Here is a 21,269-nt window from a genome sequence, read left to right on the forward strand (position 1 = left end):
GAAGCCGGGCTTATGCTTCGGCTTCTTTCAAACTTTTACCGGACAACAGTGATTAGGAAACTGTATTCCGAACCCAATGAATTCAACTGCTGAAATATCATATGTACTTCCGGAGACAGGGCATGTCCGTCTTGCAATTTTCAATGTTATTGGTGAAGAAGTAAAGGTATTGATTGATGAAAATCAGGATGCGGGTTCACACAAAATAGTTTTCTCAGGAAATGACCTGCAAGCAGGAATTTTCACCTATCGCATGGATTATATCTCAACAAACAAGCGCGGTTCAGCAACAAAAAAAATGATCATCATTCACTAATAAAAAAATAGAAGCTAATGAAAAATAAACGATTCATTTTCAGTGCGAGCATTTTTATATTAGCAATAATGCTTTTATCAGCAGGCCCGGTTAAGGCTCAGAAATCGGGTATTGCATCCGTAAGCATGGACACAATATATGCTGTTCCCGGAACACTTATCCTGATGCCGGTGATATTTGACGGATGGAATCAGCCCGGAGTAAATGCTATTTCACTTGATATGCATATTGCGGATACGAACGTAATTGGATACAGAGGATTGCAGGATTTCTGCAGTACCATTCCAAGTTTCAACTCAGGGAATACAAATTATGTGAATAACACGCAACACATTTATGTTTCTTGGAGTTCATTGACATCTTCAACTGCTGTCAGTGATACTCTAATAAAAATAAAACTACTGTACAAAGGTGGTACATCAGCCATAGAATTTATCGATGAGAACTGTGAAATAGCCGATTACGACGGAATTAGCTATACGACGACCTGGAACAATGGCCTTGTAAGCACTTCGACGAATATTCATCAACCAAAAGCCACATCGGAAAAGGCGTTGATGGTTTTCCCAAACCCCGCAGATGATAAAGTGTTCTTTAGTTTTCAAAAATCCCAAAACACTCAGATTTCTGTTAGTTTATTTAATCAGATGGGTGAATTAGTTCTTCCAAAAAACGCAAATCAGCCATCTACCATCGTTAATAAGATAGCCTTGGACGTAAAACCATTGCCCGAAGGGTTTTACTATTATATAGCAGAAACAGGTACGAACGGGAATACTTCAAAAATGACCGGAAAAATAGTGGTGAAACATTAAAGCTAAATTGACAAAAGTATTGCCATCAAAGTTTGAAACCAAAGAGCATTGAACGCATTGAACACAGTTGAAAAAAAAATGAAATATACATTCTATGAAAAGAAAAACAAAATTGGCACATTCTATATTTATAGTGCTTGTGCTTCAGGCAATATCTTTTAGTGCGCTGTCACAATCAAATTGTACTGTATCATTAACAGCTCCGGCAACCTGCGTGGGAGATATCATGTATGTTCCCGTTTCGTTCACGGGATGGGACCAACCGAATGTTGCAGCCATTGATCTTTCAATACAAATTTCTGATACGAATATTATAGGTTATCGGGGGTGTACAGGTATCCATCCTTCATTTACAGCACCCTTTACAAATACTGTAAACACAGGTGGTACAAGTAAAAAAATACTTTATTCGTGGTCGAGCACTACACCTGGCACCGTGAATTCAGGCACCCTTATCATTTTTAAATTTCTGTGTAAATCGGGAGGCAGTTCGAGTCTGAACTTTATTACCCCGAGCAGCGGCGTCACAAAGTTGAGTGGTCAGGCTTATAATGTGAGCTGGACAAATGCTGCAGCCATTGTGAACACGATTCCTGCCCAGCCGGGCGCTATCTCAGGCTCAGGTAGTCCGTTATTCGGCAGCACACAAATATACAGCATTGCCCCTGTTTCAAATGCTACATCATATGCATGGTCTGTTCCGTCAGGCGGTACTCCGGCATGGAGCGTCAACTCGGGTCAGGGAAGCGTGTCGTTGAATACCACCGTTGGAATAAAATCGGGTTTTATCCAGGTTTCAGCATCCAATTCATGCGGAACGGGGCAACAACGCACCCTTGCAGTTAATAAATATGCGGGCGCCAGTTTAAGTATTGAATCATCGACAGCTTGTTTGGGTGAAACGCTTTTTGTTCCGATAACCTTCGCCGGATTGAATCAGCCCAATACAGGCGCTCTTGAATTTGAACTTCTGATTCCTGACACAACAATAATTGGTTACCGGGGCAACAAAGACATACACGCATCCTTTGATAACCCGGTTATAAATACTGTTCCAACAGGTGGCAAATCCGCTAAAATAATTTACGCCTGGTCAAACTCAAACGCTGCCACTATAGCCGGCGGAACACTCATCGTTTTCAAATTTCTGGCAAAAAAAATCGGAACTTTAAATCTGAGTTTTAGAAATGGAACAGGAACTGTGATAGATATTCAAAGCAATGCCTACACGACAAACTGGAATTCGGGCATAGTTACGATTACTTCTTTGCCGGCACAGCCGGGAGTTATTTCAGGCAACATGTTCCCTTTTCCCGGAATTTCTGAAACGTACAGCATTGCCAATGTTCCCGGAGCCACTTCGTATGCGTGGACAGTTCCCTCGGGCGGCACGCCTGCATGGAATATCGTGTCAGGTCAGGGAACACCATCCTTAACGGTAATACCGGGAAGTACCTTAGGTGATATCAGCGTTACCGCCGCCAATACTTGCGGCACTAGTCCGGCAACAGTTTTCAGCGTTAGTTCAACTTCGTTGTGCACAGTAAGCCTCGGTAATGCAACGGCCTGCTCAGGTGACATCGTCCTCATTCCCGTGATGTTTTCAGGTTGGGGTCAGCCCGATGTCAGTGCTATTTCCTTTGCAATTAAAATTTCCGATACAACAATTCTTGGATATCGCGGATACGAAACAGAACATCCATCTTTTTCATCGCCTACAATTAACTATGTAGATCCGCATATCGGCGCTACCGGGCAGATATGGTACGGTTGGGCTAATCAATCACCCAGCAGTGTGGCTTCTGGTACACTTGTAAAATTAAAATTCCTTTATAAAACAAATGGAACGGCCACGTTATCTTTTCTTACAAATGTTCATGAAGAAATTACCGATGGCAGCAAACCAAAACCAAAACCTTATACAGTAACCTGGGTAAGCGGAACCACAAGCCCGGGTGGTCTGGGCATGACACCGGTTATTACCACGCAACCGATAAACGATGAGATATTCGCAGGGGGCTTTGCAACGTATACCGTAGCAGCAACATCCGGTTCGGTAATCAGTTACCAGTGGCAAGTGAGTGATAACGGCGGAAGCAACTGGCAGAACACAAACGGAATAATTTACAACGGTATAACAACAACCACACTGAGTCTTCCGGGAGCTACCGTTGGAATGAATGGATACCTTTACCATTGCATAGTTTCCAACGGATGCAGTGTGGTGACTTCCTCAGATGTTGAATATAAATTATTCAGTATTACCGGAACCGTTTTATATCAGGCCGGCACACCCTATTCGTTGTACAACTCTTCAAAAATCACGAAAGTATATATCTTTCAATCCGGTTCTACTGATGCTATAGACTCGGCAACCCTTACTAACAGCGGATATACTTTGAATAATATCAAGCCCGGCTACTACAATTTCAGTGTAAAAACGGATCTGGCCAGCGGTGGAATAAATGCATCGGATGCACTGTTAATAACCAATGTCATGGTTGGACTAACAAGCATGAATAAAATGCATCGCTTTGCAGGAGAAACCGAAATATCAGGTCAAATGAACACTGTTGATGCGCTAAACTGCAGAAAATATTTTGTACATGTCATCAGCACTTTTCCGATGGGAAACTGGGTTTTTGCCACATTGGAACCGGGAAAAGACACGACTAGAATCTGCAATTTCCGTAAAAACGGCATTTATACTGTTAACCATTCTTACAACAAACAAATAACTTCCACAAACATTATTTTAAATATTGGCGCTTTGTGTGTGGGCGATGTGAACGGTTCGCGTTCCGCTGGCCTGCTTAAGAATATACTGTTATTCATGAAAAAAGAGACAGAAGATTGAGCGCATAGAGCTCCGTTATTGTCGCGGGCTGCAACATGCATTTGGATACAAAAATCAGTGAACCGTTCTTAGAAAATTATCTGCCCAATGATTCATTCTAAGAGTGCTCCCGATATTAATGCTGCACCGCTATCTGATAAACGGAAAGACCATTATGAGATGTAACATTCAGCAAATAAATACCATTTGAAATGCTTTCTAAATCGAGCTTTATGATATTCCGTCCGGCTGTAACATTCCATTGAGAATTAATAATTATTCTGCCTGCCATATCAGTCACAGAAACCATTACAGACTCATTCGAGGCACTGAAATAATCTACTGAAAAATTACCATTGTTCGGATTCGGATAAACCATAAAATTATTTGGCACGCCCGATAATTGCGCAATATTAGTCTGCTGCCAGGCGTACATCACGGCAGCGTATGCATTGATTTTCCCAAAACCCCATAAAAAACTTCCCTGAGGTGGAATCACGCCGGTAAAATTATCGGTGATGGCAGTATGCTGCAAGGTATTCTTAACATCGTCGGGAGTAAGTTGCGGTCTCACCTGTAACAACAATGCCACAATACCGCTTGCAACAGGCGACGACATGGAAGTTCCGCTCATCATGCCGTAGCAGTAATCGCGGCCATTTATGGGACTGTTATAACAACTTATTACGTCGCTGCGCGAAGCGCCTCCGTTCATATATGAGCTGTCGTAAGAATTTATAGCGGACCCGAGCACCATTCCGGGAGCAGCAATATCGGGCTTTGTAGCGCTGTCGGCAGCCGGTCCGTGACTCGAAAACGGTGTGATGTTTCCTTCGGCAACGTACGAACTGTAAGATGACGGCACACCATTTATGCCGATATAATTCACTTTCGATGCAAATGCCGCTACCGCGATACATGAATGTGTTGTGGCAAAATCGCTGATGGTAACATCGCGTGTTCCGTTGGAAGCACCCGGAATACTGCCTGATGAGAACTTTCCGTAATACCCCGAATAATCCTGTACAAAGCCGGTCCACATGTGGATATCAGCACTGCTGCTTTTCAGAGTTATCAGTATGCGGTTTGTTGATTTGTTATATATATCGAAGAAAATACGGGGCTTGCCGTTATATTCTGCCGCGGCAGTGCTTATGCCGAGAAAACAGGTATCTCCAGATGTGCTTATCAGAAAGGTAGCATGCAGGCTGTCATCAAGACAGATAAAACCCGTATTCTGACCGGCCACTGATCCCTGATATAAAGTAACCATGGCGCAATAATTGTCGCCGGCATTGCCCCAGGTATCCACCCATGTTTTTTTCTCGGGAAGATAAGACGAGAAGTTCACAACAGTTTTCAGTAATGTATCGGTCGCAGTGAGTTTCTTATGAAGATGAATATCGTTTTCACCGTTATTGCCTGCCGAGCAGACAAATATTTTTCCGGGACCTGTCATATTATCTACCGCCTGGCTGAAGAGCGAAGTGCCATCGTGCGGGCCCATGCTGCATCCCCAGCTAAGATTCACCACTGCAGGTTTTCCAACGGCGTCGGCATAATCAAAAATATATTTTATGCCATCGATAATATTTGTCATACCGGTTGTTGTCCACTGGTCGGGGTCGGGCTTGATACAAACAAACACCAGATCACTTTCAAAGGCCATTCCGCGAAAGCGTGAATTTGTTGAATCGCTTCCAAAACCGGAGCCGCCTGAAATACCGGCAACATGTGTTCCATGCGAGAAAGCATTCACATCAATTGCGCCACTCCATATAGAGGCACTATCGGCAAGCTCATTGCCATAGGTATAACCGGCAGGAGGCGTACCGGCACTTTTCTGTTCCCACACTTTTTTAACACGGTAATAATTGCCCGAAGTATCCATAAGTGTCGGATGGGTGAAGTCAAAGCCTGCATCAATAATACCAACGACAACATTTTTACCGGAATAGGCCATCGGCAGGTTAATTCCTGCGTGGACAGAGTCGACGTGTGTATCGTGTCGTGCGCTGTCGAGAGCAATAAACACCGGCTCATCAAGCTGTATGTAATCTATACCGGGGATATTTCTGATTGCTTCAACTTTATCAAGAGGCAGTTGAACGGTAAGGATGTTTCCTGCGCGCGTTCCCGGTTTCGCACCAAGCGCTGAAATTGAACTATTTTCAAAATACTCGTTTACTTTGAGAAATGCACTGAGGTAATATTGACCTGAAATTTTTTGATACACAAAATCTTTTGACAAAATAGACTTTGTACCCGATTTCGCCGACCGGGTCAAGTACTCTTTAGTGATGGGCGACAGCCCGGCTTTATGAATACCTGAATTTTGTGAAAATGCAATTGCATGCACAATCGAAAACATCGTGACAAGCAGGCATATTTTTTTTATCATCGGAAATTTTTTTAGGAAATTAAAAACGGCAAGGTGCACAAGCACCCTGCCGAACAAAAATACATTAATTTCCCAAAAAACAGTTATTACGCCACGAGGTAATGGGCGTATTTGAGGAGTTTTGCCCTAAGGTCTTCGGCTTCGTACGGTTTAGAAATAAAATCGTTTGCGCCCAGTTCAAGAAACCTTCGAATAGCATCGCGTTCCATAGAAGCAGAGACGCCAATGACCGGAATGTTGCATAGAGGCTCGGGCAGTTCGTGCCGAATAATACGAAGCGCTTCGAAACCATCCATCACAGGCATCTGAAAATCCATGAAAACGATGTCGAAATTGTTTGTCCAGAGTTTTTCGATAGCTTCAACGCCATCGTAGGCAAAAACGGGTTCATAGCCATACTTTTCGATATACTTACCGAGCAGTACCAGATTAATGTGCAGATCATCTACCACAAGAACATTGGGTCGTTTACCCTGCAGCATTTGCGTCAACACCTGGACTTCGCCGGTTCCGTGAGCGGAAGAGAAATCCATGCTGTGTAAAAAGTTGTTCATAGTCAGGGGGGTTGGTTTGTTTTAGTTTGATAAGGCAGATTGTGTATCAGTTTACGAAATACCTTGTAGAGGTGCTTTTCCCTTTTCCATCAAAAGGATTCTTGCGCACATATTTCTTTACTATTATCCATTCAATATCGTCCCAGCAGCAATGTTCTCTTTTTTCTGAAACCACGTCCAGCAGGTTTTTGAGGTGTTTCTCTTCAATGAATAATTGTTTTGACATACTCGGTGTTTTTGGGGTTTGGTTTATATCAAAATCTATAAACCAAAAGTATGGCGGTATGACAAGCCCAATCAAGGGATTAAGGTCTTGAAATGAGGGAGTTATTTAACTGAGGAGTGAGCAGGTCAAAAGACCTGCCCGTATATTATCAGGAATTTCACAAACCAACATAAGTAATTATACGTATTTAAATATCAGCATTTGAAAATTTCGATGTAATAATTGGCCGTTGATTGTACAGATTTTTCCGCCAAGTCATTAAATTGTTATAAGAATAATTAATCTTTATATATATAAGTGGTTCTCCAATCAATTTAAAATAAAATATCTTATAGTAATGATTATTAATTATTTAATAAAGTAATAAAATCACATTTCAATATTTGTATAATTTTAATATTCTGTGAATAGAAATTAATTAATCTATTTTTAATAAGTTACGACGTGTAAGAGGTGCCTCGTTTTTATGTAAGAATACCATCTCATTTTAATATCTTCAATGTCATTTCTCCGTAAATTTGTGTGATTAATATCAGGATTTGGTAGCTTATTCCTTAAATACAATTATAAATTAAATAACAATTATTAACCAAAATTCAATTTTATGAGAAAGTTTATTCTGATGGCTGCTCTTGTAATTGTAGCCTTTGCCGCTAACTCGGCAAACATCCAGGTAACCAGTGCCGGCTTGACTGCGCAGGACTCAACAGCATCTCCTGCTTACACAAAAGTAAAATTCAACCTTGCCTGGGATATGGGCTGGCGTATGAGCGGAGGCCCAGCCAACTACGACGCCGCATGGATTTTTGTAAAGTACAAAGTTCCCGGACAAGACTGGAAACATGCAACCCTCTCAACCACCGCCGGTGATTATTCAATTGGCAGTGGAGCACCTTCGGGCGGTATGACCTTCAATCCGACCAGTGATGGAAAAGGTGTTTTTGTATATCGCACCAGCGACGGTACAGGCAACATCAGCCTTACCGACGTAATGCTTCGTTGGAATTATGCTACCGACGGTGTTGCGAACAATGCTCAGGTAAGGGTTCAGGTATTTGCCATAGAAATGGTATATGTACCCAGAGGTCCCTTCTTTGTTGGTGACGGCAATATGACAACCGCACCCAGTGGTTCCTACGGATACAGAAGAAGTTCAGGTTCCGGTCTCGGATATATGCCTTATCTGGTGACTTCCGAAAACGCTTTAACCTTTGTTGCGAGCGGTTACGCAGCAACAGACAAAATCTATGACCCTTGGGTAACCGCAGGATATACTTTACCGACAGCTTTCCCAAAAGGATATGATGGTTTTTATTGCATGAAGTATGAAATCAGTCAGGAGCAATATGCTGACTTCTTTAACACCCTGCCGAACAATGCAGCTAGAACGAATAGAAATATTGGTGCAAATAACTCCACCTACAGGAACAATTGGTATTGGGACGCTGTTGTAACAGATGATGTTGCGACTTCTTTTACCGGGAAATGGCGTGCATGCAATTATCTGAACTTCGCCGATGGCTGTGCTTATGCCGACTGGGCTGCACTGAGGCCGATGACAGAATTTGAATATGAAAAAGCATGCCGCGGTACAGATAATACCGACCCTCTCAACCCCAAACCGATATTCCCGACCACCTACGAATTTCCATGGGGAACAACTACATATGGTTGCTACACAACTACACCAACCAATGATGGTGCTGTTAATGAATTAATTACAACTACTTCAGCTTATAACATACAGATGAACAATACAACTGCTACAGGACCAGTACGTTGCGGTATGTTTGCTTACAGAACAGGTACATGGCCTACCCCTGTAACCGACCGTAAACGTTGGGCAGGCGCAAGTTACTATGGCATCCTTGATCTGGCAGGTAACGTTCGGGAAGCTGTTGTTCCATCGTGGTATAACTATTTCTCATATGCAGCCACCTTCAACGGCGCCGTCGGTGATGGACAGCTGAATGCCAATGGTAATGCTGATGTTGCCGGTTGGTGTGTTGGTGGTTACACAGAAATAACCAATACAGCTGCTACATTTTACTGGCATGGTTACCGCGGTGGATGTTGGTATGACGCTTATAACTATGGCTGGGTATCCAACAGAGACCAAAATAACACCTATACCGCTCGTAATTATTACAATGGCATGCGCTGCGTCAGAGAACTTTAATAATCAACGGATGTTGTTGCTGCCCGGTGGAGCATGATATTTATTCACCGGGCGGGCAGCAATGCCCTGTTTTTTCTGTAGAATCAGAAAGAGCGGCACGTCCTGTTTATTAAGGTTAACCACTTCAATGGTTGTGAGAAAAATTATTTCATCGTAATTGTAAAACAGATAACATGATTAAGACCAGGTTGTGTAGAGCCGGTGTTTTAAGCCTGATATTGCTGCTGGCGGTCTTGCGAACGCAGGCGCAGCAAGTCACCGGTTTCACGGTAGCAGCATCGCACGGAACAAATGTTTTATACTGGGAACCTTATACCATGGCCCAGGTCGACCATTATTCTATTTATTGGTCTACTACACAAGGTTTCTCTACACTCACTGACTCTATTACAATCAGTAATCCCACTGTGAACTACACGCACAGCGGTCTCAGCACATCATCGACTTATTATTACCGCATCCGTGCCTGGGTAAATGTAAGCGGTGTTATTTATAAAACTCTTTTATCTTCCGAAAAATCAGCACAGCCAATTGTCCAGACATATTTCAACGGATCACAGGACGATGGCTCAGGGCGTGGCTATATGTGTACTTACACATTAAATGGTTATAACCCATTACCCCCTCCTACCGGACTTGAAGGCGCAGCATCACATCAGGCATCCATACTCACCTGGGATACATACTCAGATGCCGCCGTTACGAATTATACGATTTTATGGGCCAATGATACCGGCTTTACCAGCCCGGGAACACAGGCCATCACAAGCGGGAATATTAACTGGGCACATACCGGAATAACTGCCGGCAGTAACTATTATTATAAAATAGCAGCCAAATACAATGATGGCTGCCCTACAAGATATTCGGCACTCGAACTTGTTGTGCCCGTAGAGCAAACGTACATCAGCGGCTCTACCGATAATGGTGCGGCCGCTCTGCGCGTTTGCTATTCAACACTTAACGGCACAACGCCATACTTGCCACCAACAGGCTTTACGGCTGCCGGTTCACATGAAATGAATGAACTATACTGGGATTACACCTTTGAATTCAATCAGTACACTATTAACTGGGGCACAAGCCCGGGCGCTCTCACAAACTCCCAGGTTATTACCAATCCGACTACATGGTATCAGCACACCGGTCGCACGGCAGGGCAACCATACTATTATAAAATAACATCAGCTTACGCCGACGGTTGCGCGGGAAGTACTTCTGCGGTAATTTCAGCCACACCGGTAACTCAAACATATTTCAACGGAAGTTCGGATGATGGCAGCAGCAAACAACTTGTTTGCAATGTATTGCTTAACGGGTTAAATTATATCCCGGCTCCTACCAATTTAACGGTAGCTTCATCACACAACGCGAATATTCTTTTTTGGGATCAGTTCCCGGATCCACTGGTAAGTCAGTTCAATGTAGTCTGGAGCCTTGACCCCGGTTTTGGCAGCATTACAACACAAAATATCGGCAGCAGCCTGACCAACTGGACGCAGAGCGGACTCACGGCAGGTTCAACCTATTATTATAAACTTGTTGCTTTATACAATGATGGCTGCATGTCGAATTATACGGCAGCGCAATCGTCGGTACCGGTGGTTCAGACTTACATAAACGGATCACAGGATGACGGTTCAGGTCATGCCATTATGTGCAACCTTATGCTGAACGGATTCAACACATTAATCCCACCCACGAATCTGGTTGCGGCCGCATCTCAAAATTCTTCAGTGCTTTACTGGGACAGTTATTCAGATCCGGCTGTAACGCAATATAATATAATGTGGGCGAGCGATACAGGTTTTACCAGCCCCGCAAACCAACTTATTTCAGGCGGTATCACCAACTGGGTACACAGTGGTATCACCGCCGGGTCATCTTACTATTACAAGGTTACCGGACTCTATAACGACGGATGCCCTTCGAGATACACAGCCGCACAGTTGGTGACCCCGACGGATCAGCTGTATATTAATGGTTCACCGGATGACGGTAGCGGTAAAATGCGAACCTGTTATTTTAAACTTGATGGCGGCGCGTCTAACGTAGCACCGACGGGACTAATGGCAGCCGGTTCACATCTGGCCAATCAGATTTACTGGGATTATAATCCGGAATTCAGTCAGTATACGGTGTACTGGGGAACTTCTGTGGGCTCAATGGGCTCTTCCCAGAATTTCACACCCGCCACAACGATTTCGTGGCAGCAAACTTCGCTTACGGCCGCTCAGCCCTATTATTATAAAATCACAGCAACTTTTACCGACGGTTGTGTTGGCGGAACCTCGCCTATTATTTCAGCCACACCTGTAGAACAGACCTACATCAACGGTTCGCAGAATGATGGAAGCAGTAAGCTGATGGTGTGTAATATTCTGCTGAACGGAACTAATTTTATACCGGCGCCCACCAGTTTCTATGCGGCATCGTCGCACAATTCCAATGTACTTTGCTGGGATAAATTCTATGATCCTGCCGTAACCCAATACAATGTGATTTGGAGCCTTGACCCGGCCTTCACTTCGCCGAACAGCCAGATTGTTTCAGGCACCCTGACCAACTGGGTTCATACAGGACTTACTTCCGGAACCAGTTATTATTATATGATTGGAGCTTACTACAACGACGGATGTCCTTCAAACTATACTGCAGCACAGCAGGTCATCCCTGTGGATCAGGTTTATTTTAATGGATCACAGGATGACGGAAGCGGAAAATTCAGAGCCTGTTATGCCGCACTTGACGGTAGTGCAGCGAATGTATATCCTACTAATTTCACGGTGGCAACATCACACAGTGCCAATGCACTTTATTGGGATTATGCACCTGAGTTCAGTCAGTATACTGTTAGCTGGGGCACGGCACCCGGCGCTTTAACAAATACACAGTCGTTCACGCCAAACACATCCATATTCTGGCAGCATACGGGTCTCACAGCAGGGCAAGCCTATTATTACAAAGTATCCAACACATTCACCGACGGTTGCCCTGCCGGCACTTCTCCGGTTCAAACGACCACACCACAAGGTCAAACCTATTTTGACGGATCCCAGAACGAAGGCTCCGGTATGATACGTACATGCAACTTCCTGTTGTCGGGAGCATCGAGTGCGAATGCACCCAGCGGGTTGACGGTAGCATCATCACACAATGCCAATGTTATGTACTGGGATTTCACACCCGGCTTCTCAACCTATGCAGTTGAATCAAGCACTGCTCTTGCCGGTCCTTTTACAAACCTATATACGACATCCGGAAATACCACTACATTTTACACACACAGCAATCCAACCCTTGCAACCTATTATTATCGTATTACCGGTGTTATGAACGATGGTTGTGGTGCAGGATATTCAGGAGTGGTAAGTACTACCTCCATGGGTCAGGTTTATATTGACGGTTCACAGAATGAGGGTAGCGGCAAAATATCAGTATGCACATCAAAACTCGATGGCAGCGGTGGTACGAATGCACCTTTGAACTTCATTGTTGCGGCCTCTCACAATTCCAACATAATGTTCTGGGATGCCACACCCGGTTTCACAAACTATACTATTGAATCATCTGCCACAGGTCTTGCCGGATCATTTTCTTTGATTTACACCGCGCCAAACAATATCACGACGTATTATAATCATGCCGTTGCTTCGATTGCTGCGGTTTATTATCGATTATCAGGCACAGCCAACGATGGTTGCTCTGTTGGTTATTCGCCGGTAATTAATGCGACACCGGTTGCACAGACGTATATTGACGGCTCAACCAATGAAGGTGCAGCTTCTCAGCGGATCTGCCCTGCAAAACTGAGCGGAACATTCATCAATAACCTGCCACTGGGATTTACCGTTGCTGCATCTCATAACCTGAACGTCATGTATTGGGATTATTCTCCCGATTTCAACGGTTTTACGGTACAAGCATCAACAACGTTTGGTGGTACTTACAGCACAATCGGTACACTGGGCGCTACTACTACCTTCCTTACGCATGTAGTGGCAAGTGTGGCAGTACCCTATTTTTATAAAATTACGGGCAGCACTGCCGACGGTTGCGGTGTTGCGTATACGGTTCCTGTATCGGTCACAGCTCAGGAGCAGACATATATCAATGGTTCTACCGATGACGGAAGTGCCCGCATGATGGCCTGTAATATTAAACTGAACGGGGTGAACTTTATTCCGGCGCCCACCAGTTTTTATGCGGCGAATTCACATAATTCTGCTGTACTGTGTTGGGATAAATTCGCAGATCCACTAGTTACACAGTATAATGTACAGTGGAGCAATGATGCCGGATTCAGCAGTTATACCAATCAGGCAGTAACAGGCACACTCACCAGCTGGATTCATACAAGTATCAATAATGGTACGAATTATTATTACAAGGTAGCAGCCATCTATAATGACGGATGTCCGTCAACCTATACCCCAGCACAAGCAGTAAATCCAAGTGCTCAGACTTATTTCGACGGCTCCACCGGCGAAGGTTCCGTTAGTCAGAGGGCCTGCTATGCAAAACTTGACGGAACTGCTGCTGCAATCTATCCTACGAGCCTTACAGCAGGCGGATCACATGTTCAGGATAACGTTTACTGGGATTACTCCCCTGAGTTTTCGCAATACACGATATATTATGGTACAAGTATCGGTTCAATGGGAACAACCCAGGTACAGTCGCCGGGAACTAACATCTTCTGGACCCATACCGGACTTACGGCAGGCACTACTTACTATTATAAAATCACGGCAACCTTCCTTGACGGTTGCACGGCAGGGACATCTCCTGTTGTTACAGCAACTCCTGTAGCCCAGACCTATATTGATGGCTCGCAAGATGACGGAAGCGGACGCGGAGTAATCTGTAACCTGAAACTGAACGGTTATAATACGCTGGTTGAACCGACAAACATGATTGCAGCAAACTCACACAATTCGTCGGTGCTCTTCTGGGATAAATACCCGGATGCAGCCGTAACACAATACAATGTAATGTGGGCTAATGACGTTGTTTTTACATCGCCGACGACTCAGATTGTGACCGGTGGCAATATCAACTGGACGCACAGCAGTATCACAAACGGAGCCAGTTATTATTATATGGTGGCCGCCCGTTACAATGACGGATGCCCGTCAAGATATACGGCGCCCCAGCTTGTTATCCCGACAGGACAGGCATATATTGACGGATCACAGGATGATGGCTCAGGGAAAAACCGTAGTTGTTATTTCAAATTAGGCGGCGGTGCTTCCAATGTTGCACCATCGGGTTTTGTTGCTGCCGCATCGCATCAGCAAAATCAGTTGTTCTGGGATTACTCTTCAGAATTTTCAGGATATTCGGTTAACTGGGGCACCAGCCTCGGCACTATGACCAACAATCAGCCGGTAACGCCCAATACCAGTATTTCATGGACACATAGTTCACTTACTGCAGCTCAGGCTTACTATTATAAAATCACCGGAACCTTCAGTGATGCCTGCCCGGCAGGATATTCTACAATAGCAATGACTACCCCGGTTGATCAGAATTATATTAACGGATCGCAGGATGATGGTAGTGGAAAGAATAAAAGCTGTTATTCAAAAGTGGATGGAAGTGCTACTGCTCTTGCCCCGTCAGGTTTGACGGTTGCCGCATCGCATTTGCAAAACCAGCTTTACTGGGATTATTCGTCTGAATACAGTTCGTACATGATTTACTGGGGAACGTCTTCCTTAAATATGACTACCACGCAAGCGTTCTCGCCCGGCACAACGACATACTGGACGCATTCTTCGCTCACGGCAGCACAGCCATACTTTTATAAAATAACAGGAACCTTTACTGACGGGTGTACGGCAGGATATTCGTCAACAGTTTCAGCTATACCTGTTGCCCAGACTTATGTTGACGGGTCGCAGGACGATGGAAGCGGGCGCGGATATATGTGTACGTATTCACTCAATGGCTTCAACCCCCTGGCGGCAGTAACGGGATTTGTTGCAGCTTCTTCGCACAACTCAACTGCCATGTTCTGGGATAAATACACGGATGCTGCAGTCACCCAATACAATGTTCTGTGGAGTCTTGATCCGGCATTCGGAACATCAACCCCACAGGTAGTTGGAAGCAACCAGACCAACTGGACACATAGCAGTATTACCAGTGGCACAAATTATTACTACAAGGTTGCTGCCTTGTATAACGATGGTTGTCCGTCGGTCTATTCTGCTGCACAAACGGTAAATCCGACAGCACAGGCATATATTGATGGTTCTCAGGATGACGGTGCAGGCAAGAATCGTTCGTGTTATTTCACATTGAGTGGTGGCGCATCAAATGTGGCGCCAACCGGCTTAATGGCATCCGGATCTCATCAGGCTAACATGGTATTCTGGAATTACGCCTCTGAATTTAACAGCTACACTGTTTATTATGGAACTTCTCCCGGCTCCTTATCCAGTAATCAGGCATTTTCGCCCAATACCACTATTTCATGGCAGCATACCGGTCTTACAGCAGGTCAGCCCTATTATTACAAGATAACTAACACCTTTATTGACGGTTGCCCCGGCGGTACTTCAGGAATTGTTTCAGCGACTCCGGTAGCTCAAACTTATATTGACGGCTCTCAGGACGATGGTTATGGTCACGGTGTAATCTGTAACCTTACACTCAACGGCTTCAATAATCTGGTGGAACCGACTAATTTCACTGCGGCTTCATCACATAATTCATCCGTAATGTACTGGGATAAATACGCTGATGCTTCCATTACACAGTACAGCATACTCTGGTCAAATGATATTGGATTTACTTCGCCCACCAATCAATATACTGCTGCTACGAATATAAACTGGACGCATAGCGGTATTACCAACGGAAGTAATTACTATTATAAGCTTGCGGCGGTATATTCTGACCTTTGCCCATCGCGTTATACGACTGCTCAGCTGGTTGTTCCGACAGGACAGACTTATATTGACGGTTCACAGGACGACGGGAACGGGAAAAACCGCAGCTGTTACTTCAAGCTCAGTGGTTTTGCATCCAATGTGGCTCCGGGCGGTCTGGTTGCTGCCGGTTCACATCAGACAAATGAAATTTACTGGGATTTTGCTTCAGAGTACAGCCAGTATACTATCTCCTGGGGTCTTTCACAGGGCACCATGACCAATACACAGACATTTACGCCGACCACAACATTCTGGCAACATCCTTCACTGAATGCAGCACAGAATTACTATTATAAAGTCGGCGGGACCTTTGCAGATGCATGCCCGGTTGGGACTTCTGCCATAGTATCGGCAACACCGGTAGCACAAGCATATATTGATGGTTCGCAGGATGACGGCAGCAGTAAAATGACTGTTTGTAATTTACAACTGAACGGGAATAATTATGTTCCTGCCCCCACCAGCTTCTATGCTGCAACTTCTCATAATGCATCCGTACTTTGCTGGGACAAATTCTATGATCCGGCAGTAACTCAATACAACGTATTATGGAGCAATGACCCGGGCTTCTCCACCTATAACACTCAACTTGTAAGCGGCACACTCACGAACTGGACGCACAGCAGCATCACAAACGGCACCAACTATTACTATAAAGTAGGCGCACTGTATAACGACGGATGCTTGTCGAGTTACACACCGGCTCAAGTCGTTAATCCTGCTGCTCAGACCTATATAGACGGATCACAAAATGAAGGTTCAGCAACCCAAAGGCTTTGCGTTAATTATCTTTCAGGCACATCGGGCTACAGCGGTCCTCAGGGATTCACAGTTGCAGCTTCTCATAACAGTAATGTTATGTACTGGGACTGGACACCCAACATCACCGATTATACGGTAACCTATGCAACAGATCCGCTGAATGCAGGTACATATTTTTCAACAGGAAGTTTAGGTGCATCAGCTATCTCATGGGTGCATTCCGGCATCACACCAATGACTTATTATTACAGGGTAAATGCAACTACTTCAGACGCCTGTCCGAATGCTTCTTCTTCATTTAAAGCAGTAACTGATCTTGCTCAGCTTTATATAGACGGGTCAAGCAATGAAGGTTCAGGCACACAACGGCTGTGTAATATCAAACTTTCAGGTGTTGCAGGAAACAGTGCACCTCTCGGGTTTACGGTTGCTTCATCACACAATGCAAACCAGATGTACTGGGATTTTGCAGCCGGCTATAGTGATCTTACAATTACCTACGCCACTGACCCATTGAACTCCGGAACCTTTGTGAACAGTGCGTCACTGGGCGCAAACGCAGTAAGCTGGACTCACAGCGGTACGAGTACTACGCCCTATTATTATCGTGTTAATGGCACGCCCAACGATGGCTGTCCGATAGGGTCATCGGCATTTATCCCATGCACTTCTGTTGCTCAGACTTATATTGATGGTTCGACAAACGACGGATATGGAATATTTAAAATCTGCCCGACAACGCTTTCGGGTGCAGGCGGCGTGAATGCACCGAACAATTTCACTGTTGCGGCTTCGCATAACGCGAATGTAATGTTCTGGGAAAGTAATTCGTATTTCAATACGTATGCTATCGAATATTCAACTGCCGGTATTTCCGGACCATTCTCCAACCTCACCACAACAGCCAATAATACAACCATCAACTATATACACAGCATTCCGTCAATTGCAAATTACTACTACCGCATTACAGGAACAGCCAACGACGGTTGTACTTCAAATTATTCGCCGGTAGCATCTGCAAATCCGGTTGCTCAGACCTATATAGACGGCTCTACGGCAGAAGGCTCAGTTGCACTGAAGATATGTCCTGTAAAACTGAGTGGAACAGCGGCAAGTGCCATTCCGACCGGATTTACTGCAGCATCATCACACAATGCTAATGTACTTTACTGGGACTATTCGTCTGAGTTCAGCAGTTTCACATTGCAATCTTCGGCCACATTGAACGGAACCTATGCAACAATATCAAGTCCGGGTGCAACAACTACTTTCTATACACATGCTGTTGCAAGTCCTGTTGCGACTACGTATTATAAAATAACAGGTGTTGCAGCTGATGCCTGCCCTGTTTCTTATACGGCAGCTATCTCAGCCATTCCGCAGGAACAAACCTATATCAATGGTTCGCAGGATGACGGCAGTGGAAAATTCACTGTATGTAATCTGAAACTGAATGGGGTGAATTATATCGCAGCACCTACAAGCTTCTATGCAGCATCATCGCACAATGCATCGGTTCTCTGCTGGGATAAATTCTACGACCCTGCCGTTACTCAATACAATGTATTATGGAGCAACGATCCATCTTTCACCACACCTACCACTCAGCTTATAGGAAGCAGTCTTACCAACTGGACGCACAGCAACACGATAACAGGCACCGGTTATTATTACAAAGTGAGCGCACTGTACAACGACGGTTGCTTATCATCCTATACTCCTGCACAACTTGTTTCACCAACGGCTCAGACATACATTGACGGCGGTCAGAATGAAGGAAGTACGTATGGCTATTCCTGCTTCTCATCGTCGCTTGCAGGCATAACTCCGTTAATCAACCCTGCCGGTCCGTTGAACCTGTGCCCGGGTCAAACACCCACACTTACCTCCTCTCAGGGAAGTTTGTACCAGTGGTACCTGAACAACAGCCCAATAAGTTTGCAGACAAATCAGACATACACGCTGAGCGCAGCCGGTTCGTATAAAGTTCAGATTACTTCACCTACAGGTTGCAGCGCACAATCATTACCGGTGGTTGCCAATTACAATGGGCCGCAGCCTGTTGCTCAGAGTAGTGATTACAATACCTGCGAAACACTGCCTGCCGACTTCTTCTACAATGTAAGCGCATGGCAGCCCACCTTCCAGTGGTATTACAGCAGTAATGGCGGTTCATCATGGACAGCTGTTCCGGGAACATCACCTTATACAGGAAACACGAATGATTCGCTGAACATTAACAGTGTAACATCGGCTATGAATACTTATCAGTTCCGTTGCACTGCCACAGCCGGTACCTGCCAGATTACCTCAACAGGAAGCACATTGAATGTGAATGCAAACCTGTGGACCGGTACAGCCGATAATCATTGGGAAAACGCAGCCAACTGGCCTTGCGGTGTACCAAATGCACAGATGGATGTGAAGATTCCGACGGCACCAACAGGCGGTTTGTTCCCCACGGTGTATTCAAGAAATGCGGCAAGTAAGAATCTGACCATAGATACACTTGCTTCAGTTCGCGTGAATACCAATAAAAAGCTCAGCATAAACGGCAACCTGATAAATAAAGGCAATCTTCAGAACTTCGGATATACCGATATTTCAGGTAGTGTAATTAATACGGCTACGATTAATTCCAGTGATACATTGATGGTTCATGGATTCATGACAAACAAGGATTCACTGGTTACAAGCGGACTGACTGTTATTGACAGCACCGTTGACAATCAGGCCGGAGCTCTGATAGCAGTTACCGATACGTTGAGCACTACCGGTGATTGGAACAACCAGGGCACTGTTAATATCACAGGAGCACTCAATGTTCAGAAGAACTGGGACGGAAACGGAACCTATAACTTCAGCGGAAGCTTATACTTTACGGGTAACCCACCTTCGGTGGTTGATGGCGCAGACTTCACTGCACACAGTGTGCATATCAATAAAGGAAACAGCGCAATCGCTGTCACACTTAATAATCAGCTCACGGTCATCGACACCATGTTCCTGAATACAGGTGTTGTTCTGGTGAATAATCCCGGCGCACCGCTGGTGTTCGGTCAGAATGCCGTTGCACAGGGTGTAAGTGATAACAGCTTTGTAAGCGGTCCGGTTAAAAAGCTCGGCGACGGACAACCATTCATCTTCCCGACAGGTGATATTACGAGCGGTGTATGGGCACCGATTGGTCTCAGCGGATTTGCTTCAGGCGATGCTTTCACGGCAGAATATTTCTTCAATGCGGCACCACAAGACCCGAACCAGCGTGATTTCACTCTAGACTCCATCAGTTCACGCGAATACTGGACGCTGGACCGCAGCGGAACGTCTGTTCCCTGGGTGACTTTATACTGGAACGACAGCGCACGCAGCAACATTCCTGATGTAGGCGCGTTGCAAATTGCACACTGGGACGGCAGCAAATGGAAAAATCAGGGTGGTACCGGATTTGGTTCATACAATGGTTACATCACCAATTCTGTTCCGTTTACATCTTACAGTCCGTTAACATTCGGCTATAATTTCAGCAGCCCGCTTCCTATCAAACTGCTGAGCTTTACTGCAAGCTGCAACAATGGTCAGGTTACCGCCGACTGGGCTACTGCTACTGAAACAAACAACGATTATTTCACGCTGGAGCGGAGTCCCGATATGACAAGTTGGGAATCGGTTGCAAAGGTAGCAGGTGCAGGCAACAGCAATACTACACGCAATTATTCGGCAAGCTGCTCTAATCCGTATTCGGAAACTACGTATTACAGATTAAAACAAACCGACTTTGACGGACAGTTCACCTATTCATCGGTAGTTGCGATTGATTGTAAATCCGAAGAGTGGATTGGAACCAGCGTTTACCCGAATCCTGCCGAAGATTATATTTTCTTTGACATTGCACTGCCGACTGCTGAAAAAGTGGTGCTGAAAGTTTACAACGTAGTTGGGCAGGAAGTGTTTGCGAAAGAAATGGTTGTTGACGGCAAGCAGACCTATTACATCAGCCTGAACGGTTTTGCTGCAGGAAATTATAAATATTCCGTAGTGAGCAAAACACAGATGTTCAACGGGCAGTTTATTAAAGTAAGTGATGTCCGGTAAAACGGGCAGGTTAATAATTGGGATGAAGGCTGCCGGATTTGGTGGCCTTTTTCTTTATAAATAGACGTGAGTCAAGAGTCGTGAGTCAAGAGTCGTGAGTCGTGAGTCGAGAGTCAAGAGTTGACCATCCCTGAATAGCGT

At 44.9% G+C, this 21,269-nt stretch carries 8 protein-coding genes; 5 read left to right on the top strand and 3 right to left on the bottom strand.

The window, feature by feature from the left end; genetic code table 11:
* Positions 1-76 precede the first annotated feature (76 nt).
* The 3 genes from WCM76_12090 (at position 77) to WCM76_12100 (ending at position 3,988) form a co-directional block, all read left to right on the top strand.
* Entirely contained in the window at positions 77-316 is a 240-nt protein-coding gene (locus WCM76_12090) for a hypothetical protein (protein MEI6766375.1), read from the top strand.
* Between the two features lie 17 nt (positions 317-333).
* Positions 334-1,131 carry a T9SS type A sorting domain-containing protein gene (locus WCM76_12095; GenBank protein ID MEI6766376.1) on the top strand — a complete coding sequence of 266 codons (798 nt, stop codon included), beginning with the start codon at positions 334-336 and terminating at the stop codon, positions 1,129-1,131.
* A gap of 94 nt (positions 1,132-1,225) precedes the next feature.
* Complete coding sequence (locus WCM76_12100) at positions 1,226-3,988, top strand: hypothetical protein (GenBank protein ID MEI6766377.1); 2,763 nt, start codon at positions 1,226-1,228, stop codon at positions 3,986-3,988.
* Between the two features lie 115 nt (positions 3,989-4,103).
* On the opposite strand, the gene WCM76_12105 is transcribed toward WCM76_12100, so the two are convergent.
* From WCM76_12105 to WCM76_12115, 3 genes are all read right to left on the bottom strand, one after another.
* Positions 4,104-6,368 (bottom strand): S8/S53 family peptidase, encoded by a 2,265-nt coding sequence (locus tag WCM76_12105; GenBank protein ID MEI6766378.1) that lies wholly within the window; start codon positions 6,366-6,368, stop codon positions 4,104-4,106.
* Positions 6,369-6,454: 86 nt separating this feature from the next.
* Positions 6,455-6,922, bottom strand: coding sequence for a response regulator (locus tag WCM76_12110; protein MEI6766379.1), 468 nt, complete (start codon positions 6,920-6,922; stop codon positions 6,455-6,457).
* A gap of 46 nt (positions 6,923-6,968) precedes the next feature.
* Positions 6,969-7,148, bottom strand: coding sequence for a hypothetical protein (locus WCM76_12115; protein MEI6766380.1), 180 nt, complete (start codon positions 7,146-7,148; stop codon positions 6,969-6,971).
* Between the two features lie 604 nt (positions 7,149-7,752).
* Between WCM76_12115 and WCM76_12120 the strand changes: the two genes are divergently transcribed.
* A complete protein-coding gene (locus WCM76_12120; GenBank protein ID MEI6766381.1) occupies positions 7,753-9,327 on the top strand; it encodes an SUMF1/EgtB/PvdO family nonheme iron enzyme in 1,575 nt (524 codons plus the stop codon).
* Positions 9,328-9,500: 173 nt separating this feature from the next.
* On the top strand, positions 9,501-21,128 hold the full coding sequence (locus WCM76_12125; protein ID MEI6766382.1) for a T9SS type A sorting domain-containing protein: 11,628 nt from the start codon (positions 9,501-9,503) through the stop codon (positions 21,126-21,128).
* The last annotated feature ends 141 nt before the right edge of the window (positions 21,129-21,269 follow it).

It is taken from the genome of Bacteroidota bacterium, from assembly GCA_037133915.1.
Classification (GTDB): domain Bacteria; phylum Bacteroidota; class Bacteroidia; order Bacteroidales; family CAIWKO01; genus JBAXND01.

Excerpts from the sequence above, each read along its gene's own strand:
- WCM76_12090 (MEI6766375.1), top strand. The coding sequence starts at position 77 with ATGAATTCAACTGCTGAAATATCATATGTACTTCCGGAGACAGGGCAT.
- WCM76_12095 (MEI6766376.1), top strand. The coding sequence starts at position 334 with ATGAAAAATAAACGATTCATTTTCAGTGCGAGCATTTTTATATTAGCA.
- WCM76_12100 (MEI6766377.1), top strand. The coding sequence starts at position 1,226 with ATGAAAAGAAAAACAAAATTGGCACATTCTATATTTATAGTGCTTGTG.
- WCM76_12105 (MEI6766378.1), bottom strand. The coding sequence starts at position 6,368 with ATGATAAAAAAAATATGCCTGCTTGTCACGATGTTTTCGATTGTGCAT.
- WCM76_12110 (MEI6766379.1), bottom strand. The coding sequence starts at position 6,922 with ATGAACAACTTTTTACACAGCATGGATTTCTCTTCCGCTCACGGAACC.
- WCM76_12115 (MEI6766380.1), bottom strand. The coding sequence starts at position 7,148 with ATGTCAAAACAATTATTCATTGAAGAGAAACACCTCAAAAACCTGCTG.
- WCM76_12120 (MEI6766381.1), top strand. The coding sequence starts at position 7,753 with ATGAGAAAGTTTATTCTGATGGCTGCTCTTGTAATTGTAGCCTTTGCC.
- WCM76_12125 (MEI6766382.1), top strand. The coding sequence starts at position 9,501 with ATGATTAAGACCAGGTTGTGTAGAGCCGGTGTTTTAAGCCTGATATTG.